The organism is Streptococcus mitis (genome assembly GCF_003942995.1).
GTDB classification, from domain to species: domain Bacteria; phylum Bacillota; class Bacilli; order Lactobacillales; family Streptococcaceae; genus Streptococcus; species Streptococcus mitis_CV.
In genome coordinates this window covers 73,741-94,910 of sequence record NZ_RJOH01000001.1, presented here as the reverse complement: position 1 = coordinate 94,910, position 21,170 = coordinate 73,741, and the positions used below count along the sequence as shown (strand labels likewise).

Genomic DNA, 21,170 nt, shown 5'->3' with positions numbered 1-21,170 from the left:
TTCTCCCCTATTCCTCAAGATGGATGTGTCTTAGTTGGCCGTCCCAATCTGGCAGGGCTGTTTTTAAAAAGGCTGGAACTAGATTGATACCCTTAAGCTGGTCTATGTCAATCCATTCACAGGGCTGCCTTTTCTCATCTTCCTGCATGGTCAATGGGGCATCTTCAAGCAAGTCCACCAGATAATGAAACTCAATGTTGTGATAGGAAACACCGTCTTGTTCAAAACGATTTTCAACAACAAAAGCTAGTTGCCCAGCTTGAGCTTTGACACCCAGTTCTTCCTTCACTTCACGGACTACCGCGTCTTCCGTGCTTTCATTGACTTGAATCGCACCGCCAATAGTGTAATACTTTCCCTTGTCTTTGGTGACTAGGAGCTTGCGATTTTGGAGAATCAAGGCTGTCGCCCGAACTCCAAAAATTGTATTTCCTACTTTTGTCCGAAAGTCTTGTTGAGTCATTCTTATCCTTTCCCTTAAACGACACAAAAACAGTCAAAACTCCAAAGAAGTGCAGGACAAAAAAGCCTGCAACATCCATGAGCTTTGACCATCATTTCTATTGCTTTTATTATTGTAGCAAATTGAGAAAATTTGTCAATCTAAATGTACTGACAAACTTGTCCATCGCGGTAAGCATTGTCAATCAAACCGCCACCTAGACACTCTTCGCCCTCGTAAAAGACAACTGCCTGTCCTGGTGTAATCGCGCGTTGCGGTTCTGCAAAGATGACCTCTGCCTTATCTCCTTTGACATGGATGGTCACCTTCGAATCAGGCTGACGGTAGCGGAATTTTGCTGTGCATTCTAGCGTAAATTCCTCTGGCATCTCACGAGTAAAGTGAACTTGACTAGCTTCTAGGCTAGTTGACATGAGCGAGTCATGGTAGAAACCTTGACCGACATAGAGGATATTCTTGCTTAGGTCTTTTCCGACAACGAACCAAGGGGCATTGTCACCACCGTGTTGCCCACCGATACCAAGTCCACCACGCTGACCAATCGTATAGTACATAAGCCCAGCATGCTCGCCCATATCGCGACCATCCACAGTCATCATGCGACCAGGCTGAGCTGGCAGGTAGTTGCTGAGGAAATTTTTAAAGTTCTTTTCTCCGATAAAGCAAATCCCTGTCGAGTCTTTCTTCTTAGCAGTCGCAAGGCCTGCTTCTTCTGCTAGTTTTCGCACTTCAGGCTTTTCCAAATGTCCTAGTGGGAACATGGTTTTTTGAAGTTGTTCTTGCGAAAGTTGGCTGAGGAAATAGGTCTGATCCTTGCCATTGTCCACGCCACGAAGCATATGAACAGTACCATCTTCATCACGCGCCACTCGGGCATAATGCCCAGTCGCTACATAGTCTGCCCCCAAGGTCATGGCATAGTCCAAAAAGGCCTTGAACTTGATTTCCTTGTTGCACATCACATCTGGATTCGGCGTGCGCCCTGCACGGTATTCCGCTAGAAAATACTCAAAAACGCGGTCCCAATACTCTTTTTCAAAGTTGACAGAGTAGTAAGGAATGCCAATCTGGTCTGCCACCGCAGCCACATCCTTGTAATCTTCGGTCGCCGTACAAACGCCGTTTTCATCTGTGTCATCCCAGTTCTTCATGAAGATACCGATCACATCGTAGCCCTGCTCCTTGAGAAGAAGAGCCGTCACCGACGAATCGACACCACCACTCATCCCCACAACAACACGTGTTTTAGAGTTATCACTCATGGTAGGTCTCCCATCTATTCGTTTATTCACGATTGAAGGTCGTGTGTGCTTTAACGATTGAAGGTCGCTTGAGCAGTATTCATTATAACATGCTTGGTTAGAGAAGACAAGAAAGAGGCTGATAATCTACAAGCCTCTTTTATAAAATAATCAATCCTTCAACAAAATCCATTGTTGAAATGCTGTTCTAAACCATTGATCGCTCAGATTTCCCAGAATAGAGCTGTCCTAACTATCGAATAGATTAAATCCATACATATCCACGCAATTCTACGTTTAGAATTGCCATAAAATAAATGTTTTAGGGATATTCTAAATCTTTGACTGCTTAAAATTTTACGTTCTGAAGGATTTTAAAGCTAGAATAGCATAAAAATCATGAAAACTGAACTATTCGAAGCTTCAGAGTCATACGATTTCCATAGGAAGTATCTTTTTAGTACGTGTGGTTAGGAGGTGATTTTAGGGAATCTCCCAAAAACAACCGATTTCCTATTTTTATCAATCAAAAAATGTTGATAAATGAGTGTTTTAAAATTAAATTTTAAAGGTATCCTTAAATTTAAAGATTTTTGATAAGATTTCTGTATTTTTTACAATTCAATGATCCGATGACATTGTTGGGCTACATAAGCATCGTGGGTCACAATAATAACTGTTTTCCCCTCGCGATTCATCTCTAAGAGAAATTTCAAGACCAAATCTCTATTTTCAGGGTCCAGCGAACCTGTAGGTTCATCGGCTAAAATCAGCTGGCTGGGTTTTAAGATGGCTCTAGCAACTGCAATTCGTTGTTGCTCCCCACCAGACAACTCGGAAACCTTTTGATGCAAAGTAGCTGACAAACCTACTCTCTCTAAAATCTCTTCCACCTTTTTGAGCTTGTCTTTCTTAGACAATTTCACATATTTCAGTGCCAGCATGAGATTGTACTCGACCGTTTCATCATCAATCAAGGCAAAATTTTGAAACAGATAAGAGATATGTTCACGGATTATTGTTTGTGCCTTGGCAGAATTAACCGCTAGATTTGTCTGACCAAAAATCTCATACCGTCCACTATATTCACCATCTATCAAACCTAATAAATTTAACAAGGTCGACTTGCCACTACCACTTTTTCCAACGATGGCAACCAAATCTCCCTGATCAATCCTGAGAGATAAGTGATCCAAAATCACTTTTCTCCCAATGGTTTTGGTAATATTTTCCAACTCAATCATAAGATGCCCCCTTTCAATAACTCTACTAGACTTCTTTTCTCCATCCTAGAAGCCAAGACTAGCACAAATAGTATATCCAGACATGTAAAGCCTGCAAACAGCAGGAGTGGCAAGAGCGCATGGGCAAAGAAAATCAATACTAGAAGAGGGAAACTATAGCCCAGCAAGAGCAGAACGAGGAGAGGGCGGTAGCGATCGACCAGTTTCCACCCCATAAACTTCTTGGTAATGATATCTGTTCGCTTCAATAAGAAGGTTGTTACTAATAAGAAGTAGGAAATCATCATGCTAAGGAGACCAAACAAAGCAAAGAGTATATTAAGATTTCGAACTGCATCTCGATAAGAATCTACTTTCTCTTGTTGAATGGCTTGAAGCGATGAAAATTTTAAATAATTCCCATCTGATAATTTCTCAACTAACTCCGTAATCACTTTTTGATTTTGTTCTGTATTTTCAACTTTCATAGGATTGTTTAAACCTGTCGTTGACAAGCGAGTCTTTTCTTCCCACATCATGTCTTGATCATTTACCAGACTAATGATTGGATTGTGGAGGTTTTCCTTTCGCTCATTATTATAAGGGAAGAATGACCAATCTCCTTCATAGTAGGCAATTTCTACATCCATATCTTCTATTGTTTGCTTTTGCTGATCTTCATACCTCAGAGAAAGATAGGCTATGGATTTTCCCAAGAACTGATTCTTGCCTTCTTGTCCTTTATCACTGGCTGGCATCAAAATAACTTTTTTAGTGCCGGTATCTGGTAACTTGAATCCCTTGCTCTTTAGAAAATTGCTATTAGCATAGTAAACATCTACCTCATCAGGCAGTTGGTACTGCTGCACTTGTTCTGCTTTGATGACTGGTTTGATAGGAAGACTCGCACCTCGCACATAGTTTACTTGTGTTTTTGCTAGCAAATCTTGATAAAATTGGTAGAAATAATCTGTAGATTTCCCTGACCCTGCTAGCTCTTCTTGCCACAGGTTATCACTGAGGCGGAAATTTTCCAAGGTCAAGTAATTCCCTTGGCTTACCCACTGTTGCTGATAAGCAAGTTCTTTGTTTTCTTGTTCTAGACTTCTGCCTACCCCAATCAGTAAGGCCGTCAGTAAAATAGTTGTCCCTATTTTCATCACATAATTGAAGATGAGACCAAGTTTGACAGATGAAAAACCTTTCAACATGGAACTGACTGTCATTTTCTGAATCATCAGGTAGGTCAGCCAACTGATGAACAAATACAACTGTAAAAGCAGAAATTGGGATAAGAGTAAACTTGGAAACAAAAGTTTTGGTCTGTAGTCCAGCACTAAAAATAGTCCCAAGTCAATGATAAGACTTCCACCCAAGAGAAGATAAAAATTAGTCTTTACAAAACCAGCTAAAATCGCCCTGCTTTGAAAACCAAGTAACTTTTGAACCCCCACTCGTTTCATCTCCATCATCGGCTGATAAACTGTCATTAAAATCACAAGCAAGATTGCTAAGATAAAGATAATGATAGATAGTAACAAAGCTTGATTTAGCACTCCAACCTGACTTCGGTAAGTGGGTTCTAATAAAATCGTCTTATCTATCTGGAAAAAATCACTCCACTTTTGTAGAATGGTATCACGATCTATCTCTTTGCTGGAGGTAATCATATAGCGCCCATTTACAGTATGAGATTTATCCTCAATATAGGATTGGAAGGTCTGGAGTCGAATGAGTTTCACCTTTAAAAAGGTGGGAATGGTTCCTAGATTATTGGGAAGGTTCTGGTTGCTGTAGACTCCCTTCTCATTCTTTGAAAAATCAAGAGAAGTCAGACCGAACTCCTGATAGGGGAAGGTTTCCTTATCAAAAACACCAGCCTTGACCACCTCATCGCCATTATCTACTTTGATAATAGAGACCTTGTCTTGACTTGTAACCTCTTCAAAAAACTGGAGAATAGTTTCTGTCGGTTTAGTGACATCTTTCAAGTACAAGTCAAATGAATAAGCTGTCTTACCCATCTCCTGAATCCGCACTATTTCTCGTGTAACATTTACATTCAGGACAAAAAACGTAGTACACAGCAAGAGCAGGAGCATACAAAGATGACTGATTTTTTTCATAGAGATACCTCCCGTGAAGAGACGAAACTGGGAAAAACTAACTTTCCAATAAAACCACATAGTGATTCTCTCAGCTTAATTGTGTTCAAGGCTGCAAACACTGCGTGGCTTTTGAATATTTAGAGGTTAGTTTTTTGGGCAATTGTCAATCAGAATGTTCTTTTATCTGTCAATAATCCTAGAAAATCTTGTCGTTTCAAGTCTGAGAAATGTTTGGTAGAGAGACTTCCCTTTTGAAGTCCATCATCTCTAACCTGCAAATAATAGCTATGTTGGCTTGTTTTAATTGTCAAAAAATCGCCAAATATAAAAACTCTTTTCCAGTTGCGAATCTCAAATTCTTTCATCTCTGATTTTGGAATGCGGATAAGTCCTTGCCGCAAATCACGATGATGCTCACTTGTGAAAGTCATCCCATTCCCAAGATTTCTTATTAGTAGTTCATCTGGAGTTACCATCACCAGCGCTATTTTAGTTAAGAAAATTTCAACTGTTGGTGGTAAAATCGCCAAGTTGAACCAAGGATGTAGGTAGCGATACGCTAAGAAATAATGAGGCTCCTCACCCAATCCTAGTTGTTTATATAAGGTCTTGACCTCACTATCTAACCTCGCTTCAAAAGACACATCCGAATGCTCTTCTTCCTTCTTCTGATTAAAATAACGCATCCAGACTAGAAAACCTATAAAGACTATAATAAATATTCCTGATAAGAGATATTTTACATTGTAGTTCATCACTTAACCTCCTGATTCACGCCTCTGCCTAAAACAGAGGCCTATCTATTTTGAAAATAGTTCCATAACAACTTTAAATAAGACTGGTGTCATTAAAATGAGGATAGTTCCTATCACAAATATCATGACTACTCGAAAAAGCTCCTTATTTTTAAACATTTTTCCACCCCTTTTCTAGCTACATCATAGTACTATTAAGCCCATTTTAAAATTACACCAAGCTTTTCCACAAACTTATTTTAGTTTTATTTTCTACTTTTTATATTACTATGATACAATATTTTTAATAGGATTTTATTATTTGTTAACTTTTTTCACGAAAAGGAGTCAATCATGCGTTATGATTTCGGAAAGGTCTATAAAGAAATACGTGAGTCAAAAGGCTTAACCCAAGAAGAGGTCTGCGGAGATGTCCTTTCAAGAACTAGTCTATCAAAGATTGAAAGTGGCAAGGTAACTCCCAAATATGAAAACATGGAATTTCTTCTCCGACAGATTAATATGAGTTTTGAAGAGTTTGACTACATCTGCCATATCTATCAGCCGAGCCAACGGACAGAAATCATGCAAACTTATCTCAATATGAATTCCATCATTGGTGGCAGTGGTCTAGTTCATTTTTTTGAAACATGCCAAAACTATCTCAAGACCCATCACGACCTGCCTATAGAAGAAATCAGGGATATGCTTGAAGTTGTCATTCATATCCGTCAACATGGTACAGAGCAACTGTCAGACCAAGTGAAACAAACTGTCAAAAAACTTTGGGAAAAAATTGAAAAACAAGATACATGGTATGAAAGCGACCTAAAAATCCTCAATACCATCCTTTTCAGCTTTCCTATTGAACACCTCCATCTCATCACTGGAAAAATCTTGCAACGCTTAGAAGTCTATAAAAACTATCAACATTTACATGACTTGCGAATGGCAATCCTACTCAACCTTTCCACCATTTACTTATACCATCAAGACAAAAACATGTGTCAACAAATCTGCTATACTTTACTAGAGGATGCCAAGAACAAGAAAAGCTGCGATATGCTTGCTATCTGCTATGTCCGTATTGGGATTTGTAGGGATGATGCTAAACTTATCCAAAAAGGGTTCTCCCTTCTGGAGCTGACCGATGAAACGTCCATTCTAGCCTTTCTCAAAAAAGAAGTGGAGACCTATTATCAACCGAAAGAAATATAAAAAAGTCGAGGGATTTCCTCGACCTTTTCATATTATTCTGTTCGTTATTTCTTAATACCAGCCATTGTTAAGCCAGAAGTTTTTAGCAGCTGACCATGAACCGTAACGTCCTGCAACGTAAGCATCTGCTACACGTTCTTGGTTAGCAGCTGAGTAGTCACCGTTCAAGTATGAATCTGTCAATTGGTAACGTCCAATGTATTGGCCGTTTGTAGCTGTATAGCTACCACCTGATTCTTTTTGTGCAATCCATTCTTTAGCTTCTGCTTCAGATCCGCTGACAGTTGCAGCTGGTGCTGAAGTTTCTGTTGTAGCAACAGTTTCCTCTGCTACAGGAGCGCTTGCAGCTGGTGCTGCTTCTTCTACTACTTCTGTAGTTTCTGCTACTGGAGCTGAAACAGTTTCATCTTGAGCAGCTGGTGCTGCATAAGTAGCTGGCGCTGGTGTTGCAACAGGCGCTACAGGACCATCGATAACCAACTCTTGACCAACATAAATCAAATGAATATTGTCGATGTGGTTGTTTTCTGCCAATTTCTCAACAGTTGTGTTGTGAGTTTCAGCGATTTCTGAAAGTGTATCACCTTCTTTAACAGTGTAAGTTGATGATTCTTGAGCAGATACAAATGATGGAGCAAATACTGCAAACAAGGCAGCTACTCCTGCAAGAGTTGTTTTAATCTTTTTAGTTGTTGATTTCATATTTGAAAATTCTCCTTCTTTCTATAGTTCTATCATACCCTTTAAATATTACTATTTCTTAACACTTTTATGTAGAAATATTACAAAATTATTTTTTATTTCCCTAAATAAGCCATTTTTGTCATAAAAGTCGCTATTTTATGCTGTTTGTGGCATTAAAAAGGTTTTCATCCACAATTAAAGTCAAGCCCCTCATTCTTTGATATAATAGGGATAAGAATTTTTATAAGGGGAAACTGATGAAATCACTTCGTTTTCAATCTGTCTTTGATATCATCGGACCAGTTATGATTGGCCCATCTAGTAGTCATACCGCTGGTGCTGTTCGCATTGGGAAGATTGTCTCTTCCATTTTTGATGATACTCCGACAGAAGTCGAATTCCAACTTTTTAACTCATTTGCCAAGACCTATCGTGGTCACGGAACAGACCTAGCCCTTGTTGCTGGTATTTTGGGCATGGATACAGACGATCCTGAAATTCCAAACAGTCTGGAGATTGCCCACAAGCGCGGTATTAAGATAGTCTGGACCATTCAGAAAGACAGTAATGCCCCTCACCCAAACACCACTAAAATTACCGTCAAAAATGCCCATAAGACTATCAGTGTGACTGGTATTTCTATCGGGGGAGGGAATATTCAGGTAACCGAACTCAATGGCTTTGCCGTCTCTCTCAATATGAATACACCGACTATCATCATTGTTCATCAAGATATTCCAGGTATGATTGCCCTCGTAACAGAGGCTCTTTCACGCTATGGTATCAATATCGCCCAGATGAATGTTACTCGTGAAAAAGCTGGTGAAAAAGCCATTATGATTATCGAAGTTGACAGTCGCAGCTGTGATGAGGCCATCGAAGAAATTCGAAAAATCCCTCATCTCCACAATGTCAATTTCTTTAAATAGGAGGAAGCATGTTTTATTCTATCAAAGAATTGGTTGAGCAGGCAGAACTGGACTTTCAAGGAAATGTCGCAGAACTCATGATTACAACGGAGTTTGAATTGACAGGTCGTGAACGTGAAGAGGTTCTCCTTCTCATGGAACGCAATCTGGAAGTCATGAAAGCCTCTGTCCAACTTGGCCTCAATGAAAATAAATCTCGTAGTGGCCTGACAGGTAGAGATGCTGCCAAATTGGATCACTACATCAAAAACGGAAAAACTCTGTCAGATTACACGATTCTCTCTGCTGCCCGAAATGCCATCGCAGTCAATGAACACAATGCCAAAATGGGCTTGGTTTGTGCCACTCCGACCGCAGGAAGTGCTGGCTGTCTGCCTTCCGTTCTCACTGCTGCTATTGAAAAATTAGACCTCAGCCACGAGCAACAGCTGGATTTCCTCTTTGCTGCCGGTGCCTTTGGACTAGTCATCGCAAACAATGCCTCTATCTCAGGTGCTGAAGGTGGCTGTCAGGCCGAGGTTGGTTCGGCCTCTGCTATGAGTGCTGCAGCCTTGACTCTAGCTGCCGGTGGAACACCTTATCAGGCCAGTCAGGCCATTGCCTTTGTCATTAAAAATATGCTAGGCCTCATCTGTGACCCTGTTGCCGGCTTGGTTGAAGTTCCCTGTGTTAAACGTAATGCCATGGGAGCTAGCTTTGCCTTCATCGCAGCAGACATGGCCTTGGCAGGTATCGAATCTAAAATTCCTGTGGATGAAGTTATCGATGCCATGTACCAAGTAGGAGCAAGCATGCCAACTGCCTTCCGTGAAACAGCTGAAGGTGGACTCGCTGCCACCCCAACTGGTCGTCGCCTCCAAAAAGAAATTTTCGGAGAATAAGTTTATCAAATAGGAGAAACCATGACCTCTATCACAGCGATTTTTTTCGATCTGGATGGAACCCTCGTTGACAGTTCTATCGGGATTCACAATGCCTTTACCCATACTTTTAAGGAACTGGGGGTGCCTAGTCCTGATGCCGAAACTATTCGTGGTTTTATGGGACCACCTCTCGAAAGTAGTTTTGCGACCTGCCTTCCCAAAGAACAAATTTCTGAAGCCGTGCAGATATACCGTTCGTACTATAAGGAGAAAGGCATCCATGAAGCTCAGCTCTTCCCTCATATTGTAGGCTTGCTTGAGAAGTTATCGAGCAATTACCCTCTTTATATCACCACTACAAAGAATACTCCAACCGCTCAAGACATGACTAAAAACTTGGGAATCTATCATTTCTTTGATGGCATTTATGGTTCCAGCCCTGAAGCACCCCATAAGGCAGATGTCATTCGCCAAGCCTTACAAACACATCAACTAGCACCAGAACAAGCCATCATCATCGGTGATACCAAGTTTGATATGCTTGGAGCCCAAGAAACAGGCATTCAGAAATTGGCCGTCACTTGGGGATTTGGAGAACAAGCAGACTTGCTAAACTATCATCCTGATTTTATCGCCCACAAACCCATAGAAGTTTTGGAGTATTTTCAATAACATAGACTGGGCGACAACCCCATTTCAGAAGAAAATGAAGTAATACTCTTCAAAAATCAAATTCAAACCACGTCAGCGTTGCCTTGCCGTACTCAAGTACAGCCTGCGGCTAGCTTCCTAGTTTGCTCTTTGATTTTCATTGAGTATAAATCTATACATAACAAAACGCATATTACCAAGGTTCTTCAGAAGAACCTTGATACTATGCGTTTTTCTTTTTTATTCAACGTGGGTAGTTTGATTGGCAAAGGCGATAATGGCTTGCTTCAACTCATCTCCACTAAGAGTGCGGAACTCTTCAATTTTTTGGTCGATAGCTTCTAGAGGCATGACATTAACCTTACCAACGAAAATCTTATCCATAACCTGATTGTCAACGAGTTCGGTTGATACCAAGAGTTCTTCGTAGAGTTTTTCACCTGGGCGGATTCCAACTTCAACGATTGGAATTTCACTTTCGGTGTGGCCACTTAGAAGGACCATTTTCTTGGCCAAGTCATAAATCTTGACTGGTTTGCCCATATCAAGGATAAAAACTTCTCCGTCCTTGGCATAGGCACCAGCATGGATAACCAGACGGCTAGCTTCTGGAATAGTCATAAAGTAACGGGTCATGCGGAAGTCTGTCACCGTTACAGGACCACCTTCAGCAATCTGGCGTTCAAAGACTGGAATGACACTACCACGGCTACCAAGAACATTCCCAAAACGAACTGCACAGTAGGTTGATTGGCTACGTTGGTTAAAACCAGTGACAATCAACTCCGCCACGCGCTTGGTTGCTCCCATAACATTTGGTGGATTAACCGCCTTATCCGTCGAAATCATAACCATCTTAGGTACTTTGGCTTCATCAACAGCCTTAGCAACATTGTAGGTTCCACGGATATTGTTTTTGAAGGCTTCTTTTGGATTGCGCTCCATCATAGGAACGTGTTTGTGGGCAGCCGCATGATAAACAATAGCTGGCTTATACTGCTCAAAGACTTGCAACAAACGATCATAGTCTTGAATGTCCGCAATCACAGGTACATAATCAATCCCTTGGAATTTACGAATCAATTCATGATAAACAAGGTAGATTGAATTTTCCCCATGACCGAGCAAAACGATGCGTTCAGGATTGAAACGACTAACTTGGCGACAGATTTCAGAACCGATTGAGCCACCAGCACCTGTAACCAAGATTGTTTTTCCAGTAAGTTCTGCTCCCAGACGCGATTCGTCAAGACGAATTTCCTGACGACCTAAAAGGTCCGTAATATCAATTTTTTGGAACCCAGTAGCTGCTTGGTGAAGTCCCTGAACAACTGTTTCAACTTTAGGCATCTTGTAACATTTGACTCCCAGCTTATTACACATCTGCAAGATACGTTCATATTCTGACGGGTCAAGCGACGGAATCGCAACGATAACACGCTCGATTTGATGGCGTTTGGCTAATTCAGGCAGATCATCATATGAACCCAAAACAGGGATTCCACCAAGTTTTTGGCCCTTTTTCTTAGAATCCTTGTCCAAAATACCGACAAGTTCTAATTCACTAGTTGGATGTTGGTAACTATCCATAAAGAGAGCTCCACCATCACCGGCACCAATCAAGAAGGTTCGACGGTGTTCTCCATCACCACTTCCCTTTTTGCGTTTAGAGTAGATTAACTGCCAAGTAATCCGTGGCAATAAAATCAAGAAAGTACTCAACAAGATAAAGAGAATGATGAAACGGATTGAAAAAAGTGGCAAGAAGGCATAGCAGATACTATATGACAAGATACTGCTAGCAGTCACACCAAAAAAGATTTTCATGAAATCCGTAATCTTGCTGTAACGACTAATACTAGCGTTCAGCCCCCAAAATCCAATCATCAATTGATAGAACAGGAAGGCCAAACTCGTATAGATAATGTAGTCAACAGGTGCTGGATTAATCAATCCGTAGAATAAAATATAAGATACAATGATGGAAACCACCATACTCAAAATATCAAATATTCCCCAGAAAACCTGTTTTTGTTGTTTATTTAAAATTTCCACCAGATCAATCACATAATCTGTGAGTTTTTTATTCATAGAAATTTACTCCTCCTTAAAAGAGCTGGATGATTATACTCAATGAAAATCAAAGAGCAAACTAGGAAACTAGCCGCAGGCTGTACTTGAGTACGGCAAGGCGACGTTGACGCGGTTTGAATTTGATTTTCGAAGAGCATTATATTGTTATTATAACACTTTTTCTAAAGTTTATGATTTGCTACAATCTTTTACTTGCTTTTTCGTAACAGTTTCATAAAAATAAACTGTCGGACAAATCCGGGACAAAGGGCAACAATCATCTGAATGGCAACACTCTTGGCATACTCCATGTAAGAAATTTGCCCTCTCTTCAGCATGCGCTGACGAGCTTGACGATAGAGTTTGAGGTAACGCAGTCCCCCACGACGCTCAAACATTCCTGCTCCAACACGAACCTGACACAAGATTTGATCCAGATTTCCAGTCTTAGCTCCTGCAGCAATCATATTGAGCCAGAGGAGGTCATCCTCCATATAAAGGCCATCCTCATAGTTGCCTGCCTTGAGAACCATGTCCTTCTTGAACATGACAGTCATGTGGTTAAAGGCACTTCTCATCCTTTGATAAGCTACAATATCTGCATGCTGGGTTGGAACACGACGGTAAGAAACGATCTCATCAGGATTGTCAACAAACTCTGCAATATGTCCACCTAATAGGTCGAGCTTGTCCTTCTCCATTAGCTGAACCTGTTTCTCAAAACGGTCTGGAACAGCTATATCATCTGTATCCATACGAGCGATGATATCGTACTGACACTGCAAAACACCCTGTCGAAGAGCCAGACCCAAACCTTGATTCTGCTCAAGAGGATAGCGTTTCACTGGAATATCAGACTCAGCTTCAAGCTGGTCTAATACCTGATAGAGCTCAGGTGTCAAAGGCCCATCCTCAACCAGAACCAACTCGCTCGGTTTCAGGGTCTGATTTTGAACACTCTCAATAGCATCCTTTAAAAATGTCGGATTTTCCTTGATATAGACCGACATCAATACGCTGATTTTTTGCTTTTCAGACACAGTTTTTCTCCAATGTATAGATTTCCTTCCACTATTTTATCATAATTTTCAAGACTTTCCCATTTTTATCTTGAAAGCCCAAAACCTTACTTGACATTATAAGGAAAAAACCTTAAAATAAGCTGTTATTAAAATCAGCTAGAAGAGGTATTATATGAAAAAGCAATCACTCTTTTTTGTTCCAGGTATTATCCTGATTGGTGTTTCCTTGCGGACTCCTTTTACTGTTTTACCCATTATTTTGGGAGATATTTCTCAAGGACTGGGAGTAGAAGTTAGTTCGCTTGGTGTCTTGACCAGCCTTCCCCTCCTCATGTTTACCCTCTTCTCACTATTTTCTACCCGACTGGCTCAAAAAATCGGCTTGGAGCATCTCTTCACCTACAGCCTCTTCTTCTTGACTATCGGTTCTCTCATTCGACTAATCAATCTGCCCCTGCTCTATCTAGGAACCTTGATGGTGGGGGCAAGTATCGCAGTCATCAATGTGCTGCTTCCTAGTCTTATCCAAGCCAATCAACCAAAGAAGATTGGTTTTCTGACCACCTTATATGTAACCTCTATGGGGATTGCAACGGCTCTGGCCTCCTATCTGGCTGTGCCTATTACACAAGCCAGTTCTTGGAAAGGACTTATCATCCTCCTCACCCTGCTCTGCCTTGCAACTTTTTTGGTCTGGCTACCTAATCACCGCTATAATCACAGACTGGCTCCACAAACCAAACAAAAAAGCAAAGCAAAGGTCATGCGTAATAAACAGGTCTGGGCAGTTATTGTCTTTGCAGGTTTTCAATCCTTGCTCTTTTACACAGCTATGACCTGGCTACCTACCATGGCTATCCATGCAGGCCTATCCAGTCACGAAGCTGGCTTGCTGACTTCTATCTTCTCTCTGATTAGCATTCCTTTTTCAATGACCATCCCAAGCCTGACAACCAGCTTGTCTACTCGCAACCGTCAGCTCATGCTCGCTCTGGTTTCACTAGCTGGTGTGGTCGGCATTTCCATGCTCTTTTTCCCAATCGGTAATTTCTTTTACTGGCTTGCCATCCATCTCCTCATCGGAACCGCAACCAGCGCCCTCTTCCCCTATCTCATGGTCAACTTTTCACTCAAGACAAGCGCCCCTGAAAAGACTGCCCAATTGTCTGGTTTATCTCAAACAGGAGGCTATATCCTAGCAGCCTTTGGGCCAACCCTCTTTGGTTACAGTTTTGACCTTTTCCACTCTTGGGTGCCAGCTGTAGCTGCCCTCTTACTCGTCGATATCCTGATGACTGTGGCCCTCTTTACAGTGGACAGAGCTGATAAAATCCTTTAAACTTCTAGTTTTGGCTAGAAGTTTTTTATATATAAAAATTTTACACATTTCTCTTGACAGGGCTTTCATTTAGATGTACAATGTATGTGTAGAAAAATTATATATAAAAATCTTACACATTAGAAAAGGAGGTTTCCCATGTACTTTCCAACATCCTCTGCCTTGATTGAATTTCTCATCTTGGCCGTACTGGAGCAGGATGATTCTTATGGTTATGAGATTAGCCAGACCATTAAGCTTATCGCTAACATCAAAGAATCTACGCTCTATCCCATTCTCAAAAAATTGGAAGGCAATAGCTTTCTGACAACCTATTCTAGAGAGTTCCAAGGTCGCATGCGCAAATACTACTCCTTGACAAATGGTGGTATAGAACAGCTCGTGACCCTGAAAGATGAATGGGCACTCTATACAGACACCATTAATGGCATCATAGAAGGGAGTATCCGCCATGACAAGAACTGAATACCTGACTCAGCTAGAACTCTATCTCAAAAAACTGCCTCAGGCTGACCAAATTGAAGCCATGGACTATTTCAGGGAACTCTTTGACGATGCTGGAGTCGAAGGAGAAGAAGAACTCATCGCTAGCTTGGGAACTCCCAAAGAAGCGGCCCACGAAGTTCTCTCCAATCTTCTCGATAAAAAAATCAATGAAGCACCCGCTCAAAAGAATAACCGACAAATTTTGCATATCGCCTTGTTAGCTCTCCTTGCGGCACCCATCGGTATTCCTCTGGGAATCGCCATCCTCGTGTCCCTGTTCGCAATCCTTGTGGCAGCCTTGACTGTCATCTTGGCTTTCTTTGCGGTTTCCATACTTGGTATCATCGGCGGATTCCTATTTTTAGTTGAAAGTTTTACTGTCCTAGACCAAGCTAAATCAGCCTTTATCTTGATTTTCGGTTCTGGTTTACTAGCTATCGGTGCTTCTTCGCTGGTTTTATTAGGTATTTCCTATGTAGCTCGCTTCTTCGGCCTACTCATTGTTCGCCTGGTGCAATTTGTTCTCAAAAAAGGAAAGAGAGGTGACCAGCATGCGTAAATTGACAAAAGGATTTCTCATTTTTGGTGTGGTGACTACCGTTATCGGATTTATCCTGCTCTTTGTAGGCATCCAATCTGACGGAATCAAGAGCCTACTTGCCATGTCCAAGGAACCTGTCTATGATAGTCGGATGGAAGAGCTGACCTTTGGCAAGGAAGTCGAAAACCTAGAGATCACGCTCCACCAACACGCACTGATCATCACAGACTCTTTCGATGATCAAATCCACATTTCTTACCATCCATCTATTTCTGCTCACCATGATCTTGTCACAAATCAAAACGATAAAACGCTGAGCCTCACTGATAAGAAACTGTCTGAAAGTCCATTTCTCTCTTCTGGAATTGGCGGGATTCTCCATATCGCAAGTAGCTACTCTCGTCGTTTTGAAGAAGTTATTCTCCAACTTCCAAAAGGGAGAACTCTAAAAGGAATCAACGTGTCAGCCAATCGTGGACAAACTAGTATCACTAATGCTAGTCTTGAAAATGCGACCATCAATACCAATAATGGCTATCTCCTCCGAATTGAAGGAAGTCGTATCAAAAACAGTAAACTCACAACCCCTAATATCATTAATATCTTTGATACAGACCTTACAGATAGTCAGCTAGAGTCAACAGATAAGCACTTCCACGCTGAAAATATCCAAGTCCATGGTAAGGTTGAACTGACTGCTAAAAAGTATCTCAGAATCATCCTAGACCAGAAAGAGAACCAACGAATTAACTGGGACATCTCAAGTAACTATGGTTCTATCTTCCAATTCACAAGAGAAGAGCCTAAATCAAGAGGTACGGAATTAAGCAACCCTTACAAAACTGAAAAAACCGATGTCAAGGATCAACTCATTGCTAGAGCTGATAATAATATTGAGCTAATATCCATACCAAACAGACGTTGACAAAAGCGCTTACATCCGCTACTATGGAAGCATATTTATCTAACTAAAAAGGAGGTTCTACCATGAAACAAGAATGGTTTGAAAGTAATGATTTTGTAAAAACAACAAGCAAGAACAAACCTGATGAACAAGCCCAAGAGGTTGCAGACAAGGCTGAAGAAACGATAGCCGATCTTGATACACCAATTGAAAAAAATACTCAAGTAGAGGAGGAAGTCTCTCAAGCTAAAGTCGAACTGGAAAGCCAGCAAGAAGAGAAAATTGAAACGCCTGAAGACAGTGAATCAAGAACAGAAATAGAAGAAAAGAAAGCATTAGATTCTACTGAAGAAGAGCAAGATCTTTCTGGGGAAACAGAAAAAGTCACTAAAGCTGAAGAGAGTCAAGAAGCACTTCCGCAGCAAAAACCAACCACGAAAGAGCCCCTTCTTCTCAGTCAATCCTTAGAAAGTCCCTATATCCCCGACCAAGCTCCAAAATCTACGGATAAATGGAAAGAGCAAGTGCTTGATTTTTGGTCTTGGCTAGTGGAGGCTCTCAAATCTCCTACAAGCAAGCTTGAAACAAGTAGCACACACAGTTACACAGCCTTTCTCTTGCTCATTCTGTTTTCTGCATCTTCCTTTTTCTTTAGTATCTACCACATCAAACATGCTTACTATGGACATATAGCAACTATGCATAATCACTTCCCTGAACAATTTGCTTCATTGAATCTCTTTTCGATTATCTCTATCCTAGTAGCAACAACACTCTTCTTCTTTTCATTCCTCTTGGGTAGTTTCGTCGTGAGACGATTTATCTACCAAGAAAAGGACTGGACGCTAGAAAAGGTTCTCCAACAATATAGTCAACTCTTGGCAATTCCAATCTTCCTCACTGCTATTGCTAGTTTCTTTGCCTTCTTTGATAGCCTGCGATTTACAGCCCTCTTGTGTGTGATTAGCATTGGAATCATTCTGCTTGCTAGTCTCCATATCATTACAAGGCCAAGTCAAGCAAGTGAAACCGACTCCTTCTATCAATTATTCTTGTCTGTCCTTGTGAACGGAGTCATTATCCTCCTCTTCTTTGTAGCTGAAGTGGCACTGATTGGAGATTATCTTCGTATCTTAGCCTTTCTTTAAGATTCAATCCTGTCATCCATGGCAGGATTTTTCTATACCAAAAAGCAAGTCGATTGACCTGCTTCTGATTTACTCTTCTTGTGCTAATGCTTTAAAATCTTTGTCCTAGGATGGGTTTTATTCCTAGAGTTCAGTAGTATGATAACGTTGCTATGAAGTTCGTTATTCCAAATATTATGCAAACTAGTTATATGTAAAATTAAGATTAGAAACCACCAATCTCCATTTATTAACTTTTAATGAAATTCGTCCATATTAATAACTTTACCTGCTCTAGCAATAACATCCTTATCATGAGTCACGACAATAACAATCTTTTCCTCGTTCACTAATTTCTCAACCTCATTTAGAAATAATTCAGTTGAGTTTCTGTCCAAATTTCCTGTAGGCTCATCAAATAGATAGATGTCCTTTTCTTGCGATAAACTCCTCATGAGTAGAATTTTTTGTTTCTGACCTTGCGAAATATTGGTGGCTTTCCCATCAATCTGATGACTTAGAGCTATATTGAGATTCAGACTATCAAGATTATTTGATTCATAGTTTTCCTTATTAAATAGAGTGAAATTAATATTTTTTGAAACACTTCCAGGGAATACATGAAATTCAGATGAATACACGCTTAAATAATCTAAAATATTAGTCTCCTCTAAAGTAGAAAAACTTTCCATTCCATTCAGTACAATATCACCCTCTGTTGGAGAAGATAATCCCTGAATAATATTCAAAAGAGATGATTTCCCAGTTCCATTCCCGCCTGTAATAACGGTTAATTCACCACTATTGAACTCAAAATTTAATTTAGTAAACACCAATCTTTCATCCCATTTTTTACATAAATTCCGGCATGACAATTGTTCAATTTTAGATACTGGAATGGTAGCAAGATTACTTTCCATCCCTACTTCCTCTAGTCCAATAAACTCAAAGGAATATTGACTTTTTTTCAATGCTACCCAAGATGTAATTAAAGAATTTAAAATGCTGGATAACAGTAATAAAATCAAAATACTATTTGTATACTCCGATATATGTGCGTAATCTCTAATAATATTTACAGTAGCAAGCAAAAATGAACCAGTTAAACCAATAAATATCTGCGTAGAAGCTAATAATCTATTGGTAATATGTGTACTATCTAGTTTCGTTCCCAATAGTTCATTGAGTCTTTCATCAAATTCTTTGATGAAGTCGCTAGATTTTTGGAAACTTATAATATCTTGCAAACCATAAATTGTATTTTCTACCAGAGAACTAAAGTTAGAACTATTAGCAATAAATTCTCGCTGATTTTTTACAACTTTTCGTATTTCAAAATTGACATATAAACCAAGAATAGCTATAGATACGCATGTAACTGCGAAAATAATAATATTCAATTTTAATAGCAATAACAGTAGCAAACAAAACACTAAAAGCTGTACCTTTAAGTAAAATTTTTGCATAATACCTGTTGCTGATAACAATAAATTCCAAAAATAACTACTCACATACTCATAATTTTTAGTTAAAGAAAAATCATTTAATTGGTTCTTATAAAAAGAGGACAGAATATCATTTAAAAAATTATTCTCAATCTTTCCTTTTAATCTCGTTTCTAATATAGAGAACTGCCAATACAAATATGAAGCTAATATTATTGAAGCTAGGGTAAATAGTTGAATACTAAACTGAATGTTAAGTAGACCAGACATTGTTATTTGTAGTAAAAAAGCAATAGCAATAGGTAAACTAATTTTAGCTAATCCCAAGAAAAAGATTGCCAATTTTCTCTTCCAACCAAGTGAAGCTAGAAATCTATGATATAACTTATCTGCATAGCTTATCGTAACAATATCTTTTCTATCTTCTGAATTAACATTCTCATTCTTTTGAGGAATTAAAACAATTCCTACACTCTGACTAAAAAGTTCTAATCTTGAAATTTTCTCAATTTCCTCATTTGCAGGATCAGAAACAATCAATGAACTACTGTCTCCATCCAACACGACGATATAATGAGGCAAGCTAGCTCTTTCTACTACTAGTAAATAAGGAAATGATACGTTGTTTAACAAACTAGGAGTCTCAATTTGATAAGAATCCGCATCAATACCATAGCTTTTTAGTATATCTTCTATATCAAACAAAGACAGTCCTTGGTGGTTATTGTTATCAAATTGTAGACTATCTAAATGTTCTAATTTTGGGAAATAGTAAGAAATGATTGTCTTTACACAAGCCATTCCACAATCCAGCAAAGTTGCTTGTTTATAGTGACTAACCATTATTTTCTCCTTTTTCAACACTTATCTTACTATAACCATCAACTTCAATGACGCTATTCGAAGTTTGATTTGTCGTAGGAACCTTTAAAACTTCTCCTGTATTATTTGTATGCAAAGTATAGATTCCATCAAAATCTTTAGGAACTGTAATAGATACATCGCCAACAAGAGTATCTACAAAAATTTTTTCGAAAGTTGCATTTTTCCCTAAGGAAATGGTTACATATAACTTGTCTTTCCCTTGTGAACTCAAAGCCAAATTAAAGCCATGTTGTGAAAATGGAATATATAGACTATCTGAACTCATTTTAACGTTTTTAGTTATGTTATTCACTGATTCTTCGGAAACTTTTCCTTCTATTTGAACACTTGTTTCATCTGATTCACTCTTGACAACTTTAACATCAATTGCTTGCTTTGAACCATAAAACTCTAACGTTTTAATACTTTTAGAAGAAAGAGCCCACGATTGTTTTACACTGATTGTCGTCTCTCCTCGTTTTAAGGTTAATAAAATTCCAGCCACTACAAACAGTAACAACAGCCCAATTACAATTCCTATTTTTTTCATCATTAGTACTCCTACTTAAATTCTTTTTTACTGAATACAACAAACGCAAGTACAATCACTGCTATACTTACCAATATAGGATAGCCTACATTCGTAAGGGTAAATTGACTTACTCCAGGGGAAGTTTTCAAATTTAAAGTCATTAATAAATAGTCTCTCACACTCTCACCAGAGTTTGGAAGGACATAAACCAATAGGTTATCAAACAGTAAAATATAGAGTATATAAATCATACATGATTCATAAACCTTATCAAATATTTGAAAAATTAATAATGAGATACTGATAATAACCAAATAGTATGGTAGTTGATGTAAAAATGTCGAAACAATCAACACCAAGTCTCCCTCCAAATAGACGAGGGCTGTTAAACTATAAAAAATAGTTACATATAGGAAAGACAAACAAAAGGCTCCCAAAGTTTTATATAAAAATAACTTCCAACGTTGTTTTTCTTTTGTGAGGAGAATGTTAATCGTACGGAAACTATAATCTTCCCCCCAGAAAAATAAATTAGTAGAGATAAAAAGCAAAGGAATAAAACCACTCACATTTGAAATCAATACTCGAAATGCTGGTTCATCTTCATTCGATGACTTAAAAAATAAGGAGAATAACAAAATCAATAATCCTATCAACAAACTAGGAAGTACTCCTCTTTTTTCCCAGTAAAATTTATACATATCTGCTTTAAGAGAATTCATG

20 protein-coding genes are annotated in these 21,170 nt (G+C 39.3%); 9 read left to right on the top strand and 11 right to left on the bottom strand.

Going from position 1 to position 21,170, the window contains the following annotated elements; genetic code table 11:
- Positions 1 to 7 precede the first annotated feature (7 nt).
- From D8836_RS00480 to D8836_RS00460, 5 genes are all read right to left on the bottom strand, one after another.
- The gene (locus tag D8836_RS00480) at positions 8 to 463 is read right to left on the bottom strand and encodes an NUDIX hydrolase (protein WP_060627381.1); all 456 of its coding nucleotides are present in this window, start codon (positions 461 to 463) and stop codon (positions 8 to 10) included.
- A gap of 140 nt (positions 464 to 603) precedes the next feature.
- Complete coding sequence (gene mnmA, locus D8836_RS00475; RefSeq protein WP_060627380.1) at positions 604 to 1,725, bottom strand: tRNA 2-thiouridine(34) synthase MnmA; 1,122 nt, start codon at positions 1,723 to 1,725, stop codon at positions 604 to 606.
- A gap of 593 nt (positions 1,726 to 2,318) precedes the next feature.
- Positions 2,319 to 2,948, bottom strand: a complete 630-nt coding sequence (locus D8836_RS00470; protein ID WP_125392846.1) for an ABC transporter ATP-binding protein — start codon at positions 2,946 to 2,948, stop codon at positions 2,319 to 2,321.
- Positions 2,945 to 5,053 carry a bacteriocin-associated integral membrane family protein gene (locus tag D8836_RS00465; RefSeq protein WP_125392845.1) on the bottom strand — a complete coding sequence of 703 codons (2,109 nt, stop codon included), beginning with the start codon at positions 5,051 to 5,053 and terminating at the stop codon, positions 2,945 to 2,947. The genes D8836_RS00470 and D8836_RS00465 overlap by 4 nt, the downstream gene beginning before the upstream one ends.
- Before the next feature lie 149 nt (positions 5,054 to 5,202).
- The gene (locus D8836_RS00460) at positions 5,203 to 5,790 is read right to left on the bottom strand and encodes a hypothetical protein (protein WP_001108834.1); all 588 of its coding nucleotides are present in this window, start codon (positions 5,788 to 5,790) and stop codon (positions 5,203 to 5,205) included.
- Positions 5,791 to 6,123: 333 nt separating this feature from the next.
- Here D8836_RS00460 and D8836_RS00455 point away from each other — a divergent pair, with 333 nt between their 5' ends.
- A complete protein-coding gene (locus D8836_RS00455; RefSeq protein ID WP_084930619.1) occupies positions 6,124 to 6,987 on the top strand; it encodes a helix-turn-helix domain-containing protein in 864 nt (287 codons plus the stop codon).
- A gap of 51 nt (positions 6,988 to 7,038) precedes the next feature.
- Here D8836_RS00455 and apf read toward each other — a convergent pair whose 3' ends face one another.
- Positions 7,039 to 7,689, bottom strand: coding sequence for an aggregation-promoting factor (gene apf, locus D8836_RS00450; RefSeq protein WP_125392844.1), 651 nt, complete (start codon positions 7,687 to 7,689; stop codon positions 7,039 to 7,041).
- A gap of 239 nt (positions 7,690 to 7,928) precedes the next feature.
- Between apf and sdaAB the strand changes: the two genes are divergently transcribed.
- The 3 genes from sdaAB to D8836_RS00435 are packed head-to-tail and all read left to right on the top strand — an operon-like array spanning position 7,929 to position 10,135.
- On the top strand, positions 7,929 to 8,600 hold the full coding sequence (gene sdaAB / locus D8836_RS00445; protein ID WP_125392843.1) for an L-serine ammonia-lyase, iron-sulfur-dependent subunit beta: 672 nt from the start codon (positions 7,929 to 7,931) through the stop codon (positions 8,598 to 8,600).
- Positions 8,601 to 8,608: 8 nt separating this feature from the next.
- Complete coding sequence (gene sdaAA / locus D8836_RS00440) at positions 8,609 to 9,481, top strand: L-serine ammonia-lyase, iron-sulfur-dependent, subunit alpha (protein ID WP_125392842.1); 873 nt, start codon at positions 8,609 to 8,611, stop codon at positions 9,479 to 9,481.
- Between the two features lie 21 nt (positions 9,482 to 9,502).
- Positions 9,503 to 10,135, top strand: coding sequence for an HAD hydrolase-like protein (locus D8836_RS00435; protein ID WP_125392841.1), 633 nt, complete (start codon positions 9,503 to 9,505; stop codon positions 10,133 to 10,135).
- Positions 10,136 to 10,354: 219 nt separating this feature from the next.
- Here the strand turns inward: D8836_RS00435 and D8836_RS00425 are convergent, their stop codons facing one another.
- Positions 10,355 to 12,205 carry a polysaccharide biosynthesis protein gene (locus D8836_RS00425; RefSeq protein ID WP_125392840.1) on the bottom strand — a complete coding sequence of 617 codons (1,851 nt, stop codon included), beginning with the start codon at positions 12,203 to 12,205 and terminating at the stop codon, positions 10,355 to 10,357.
- 191 nt (positions 12,206 to 12,396) lie between these two features.
- Positions 12,397 to 13,227 (bottom strand): glycosyltransferase, encoded by an 831-nt coding sequence (locus D8836_RS00420; protein ID WP_125392839.1) that lies wholly within the window; start codon positions 13,225 to 13,227, stop codon positions 12,397 to 12,399.
- 154 nt (positions 13,228 to 13,381) lie between these two features.
- On the opposite strand from D8836_RS00420, the gene D8836_RS00415 reads away from it, so the two are divergent.
- From D8836_RS00415 to D8836_RS00395, 5 genes are all read left to right on the top strand, one after another.
- The gene (locus tag D8836_RS00415) at positions 13,382 to 14,548 is read left to right on the top strand and encodes a CynX/NimT family MFS transporter (protein WP_049543180.1); all 1,167 of its coding nucleotides are present in this window, start codon (positions 13,382 to 13,384) and stop codon (positions 14,546 to 14,548) included.
- A gap of 138 nt (positions 14,549 to 14,686) precedes the next feature.
- Entirely contained in the window at positions 14,687 to 15,013 is a 327-nt protein-coding gene (locus D8836_RS00410) for a PadR family transcriptional regulator (RefSeq protein ID WP_000273858.1), read from the top strand.
- Complete coding sequence (locus D8836_RS00405; protein ID WP_084887752.1) at positions 15,000 to 15,593, top strand: DUF1700 domain-containing protein; 594 nt, start codon at positions 15,000 to 15,002, stop codon at positions 15,591 to 15,593. The genes D8836_RS00410 and D8836_RS00405 overlap by 14 nt, the downstream gene beginning before the upstream one ends.
- On the top strand, positions 15,586 to 16,500 hold the full coding sequence (locus tag D8836_RS00400) for a DUF4097 family beta strand repeat-containing protein (RefSeq protein WP_125392838.1): 915 nt from the start codon (positions 15,586 to 15,588) through the stop codon (positions 16,498 to 16,500). The genes D8836_RS00405 and D8836_RS00400 overlap by 8 nt, the downstream gene beginning before the upstream one ends.
- 62 nt (positions 16,501 to 16,562) lie before the next feature.
- A complete protein-coding gene (locus D8836_RS00395) occupies positions 16,563 to 17,627 on the top strand; it encodes a DUF6574 domain-containing protein (protein ID WP_125392837.1) in 1,065 nt (354 codons plus the stop codon).
- Positions 17,628 to 17,863: 236 nt separating this feature from the next.
- On the opposite strand, the gene D8836_RS00390 is transcribed toward D8836_RS00395, so the two are convergent.
- From D8836_RS00390 to D8836_RS00380, 3 genes are read right to left on the bottom strand one after another with little or no spacing between them, the layout of a single operon-like run.
- On the bottom strand, positions 17,864 to 19,894 hold the full coding sequence (locus D8836_RS00390; RefSeq protein WP_084887745.1) for an ATP-binding cassette domain-containing protein: 2,031 nt from the start codon (positions 19,892 to 19,894) through the stop codon (positions 17,864 to 17,866).
- A complete protein-coding gene (locus D8836_RS00385; protein ID WP_020902116.1) occupies positions 19,887 to 20,468 on the bottom strand; it encodes a hypothetical protein in 582 nt (193 codons plus the stop codon). Before D8836_RS00385 ends, D8836_RS00390 begins: the two co-directional genes overlap by 8 nt.
- Positions 20,469 to 20,476: 8 nt before the next feature.
- The gene (locus tag D8836_RS00380; RefSeq protein WP_020902117.1) at positions 20,477 to 21,169 is read right to left on the bottom strand and encodes a hypothetical protein; all 693 of its coding nucleotides are present in this window, start codon (positions 21,167 to 21,169) and stop codon (positions 20,477 to 20,479) included.
- Position 21,170 lies beyond the last annotated feature (1 nt).

What these genes read in the sequence shown, in the direction of transcription:
- D8836_RS00480 (WP_060627381.1), bottom strand. Translation starts at nt 463, where the DNA reads ATGACTCAACAAGACTTTCGGACAAAAGTAGGAAATACAATTTTTGGA.
- mnmA (WP_060627380.1), bottom strand. Translation starts at nt 1,725, where the DNA reads ATGAGTGATAACTCTAAAACACGTGTTGTTGTGGGGATGAGTGGTGGT.
- D8836_RS00470 (WP_125392846.1), bottom strand. Translation starts at nt 2,948, where the DNA reads ATGATTGAGTTGGAAAATATTACCAAAACCATTGGGAGAAAAGTGATT.
- D8836_RS00465 (WP_125392845.1), bottom strand. Translation starts at nt 5,053, where the DNA reads ATGAAAAAAATCAGTCATCTTTGTATGCTCCTGCTCTTGCTGTGTACT.
- D8836_RS00460 (WP_001108834.1), bottom strand. Translation starts at nt 5,790, where the DNA reads ATGAACTACAATGTAAAATATCTCTTATCAGGAATATTTATTATAGTC.
- D8836_RS00455 (WP_084930619.1), top strand. Translation starts at nt 6,124, where the DNA reads ATGCGTTATGATTTCGGAAAGGTCTATAAAGAAATACGTGAGTCAAAA.
- apf (WP_125392844.1), bottom strand. Translation starts at nt 7,689, where the DNA reads ATGAAATCAACAACTAAAAAGATTAAAACAACTCTTGCAGGAGTAGCT.
- sdaAB (WP_125392843.1), top strand. Translation starts at nt 7,929, where the DNA reads ATGAAATCACTTCGTTTTCAATCTGTCTTTGATATCATCGGACCAGTT.
- sdaAA (WP_125392842.1), top strand. Translation starts at nt 8,609, where the DNA reads ATGTTTTATTCTATCAAAGAATTGGTTGAGCAGGCAGAACTGGACTTT.
- D8836_RS00435 (WP_125392841.1), top strand. Translation starts at nt 9,503, where the DNA reads ATGACCTCTATCACAGCGATTTTTTTCGATCTGGATGGAACCCTCGTT.
- D8836_RS00425 (WP_125392840.1), bottom strand. Translation starts at nt 12,205, where the DNA reads ATGAATAAAAAACTCACAGATTATGTGATTGATCTGGTGGAAATTTTA.
- D8836_RS00415 (WP_049543180.1), top strand. Translation starts at nt 13,382, where the DNA reads ATGAAAAAGCAATCACTCTTTTTTGTTCCAGGTATTATCCTGATTGGT.
- D8836_RS00410 (WP_000273858.1), top strand. Translation starts at nt 14,687, where the DNA reads ATGTACTTTCCAACATCCTCTGCCTTGATTGAATTTCTCATCTTGGCC.
- D8836_RS00405 (WP_084887752.1), top strand. Translation starts at nt 15,000, where the DNA reads ATGACAAGAACTGAATACCTGACTCAGCTAGAACTCTATCTCAAAAAA.
- D8836_RS00400 (WP_125392838.1), top strand. Translation starts at nt 15,586, where the DNA reads ATGCGTAAATTGACAAAAGGATTTCTCATTTTTGGTGTGGTGACTACC.
- D8836_RS00395 (WP_125392837.1), top strand. Translation starts at nt 16,563, where the DNA reads ATGAAACAAGAATGGTTTGAAAGTAATGATTTTGTAAAAACAACAAGC.
- D8836_RS00390 (WP_084887745.1), bottom strand. Translation starts at nt 19,894, where the DNA reads ATGGTTAGTCACTATAAACAAGCAACTTTGCTGGATTGTGGAATGGCT.
- D8836_RS00385 (WP_020902116.1), bottom strand. Translation starts at nt 20,468, where the DNA reads ATGATGAAAAAAATAGGAATTGTAATTGGGCTGTTGTTACTGTTTGTA.
- D8836_RS00380 (WP_020902117.1), bottom strand. Translation starts at nt 21,169, where the DNA reads ATGAATTCTCTTAAAGCAGATATGTATAAATTTTACTGGGAAAAAAGA.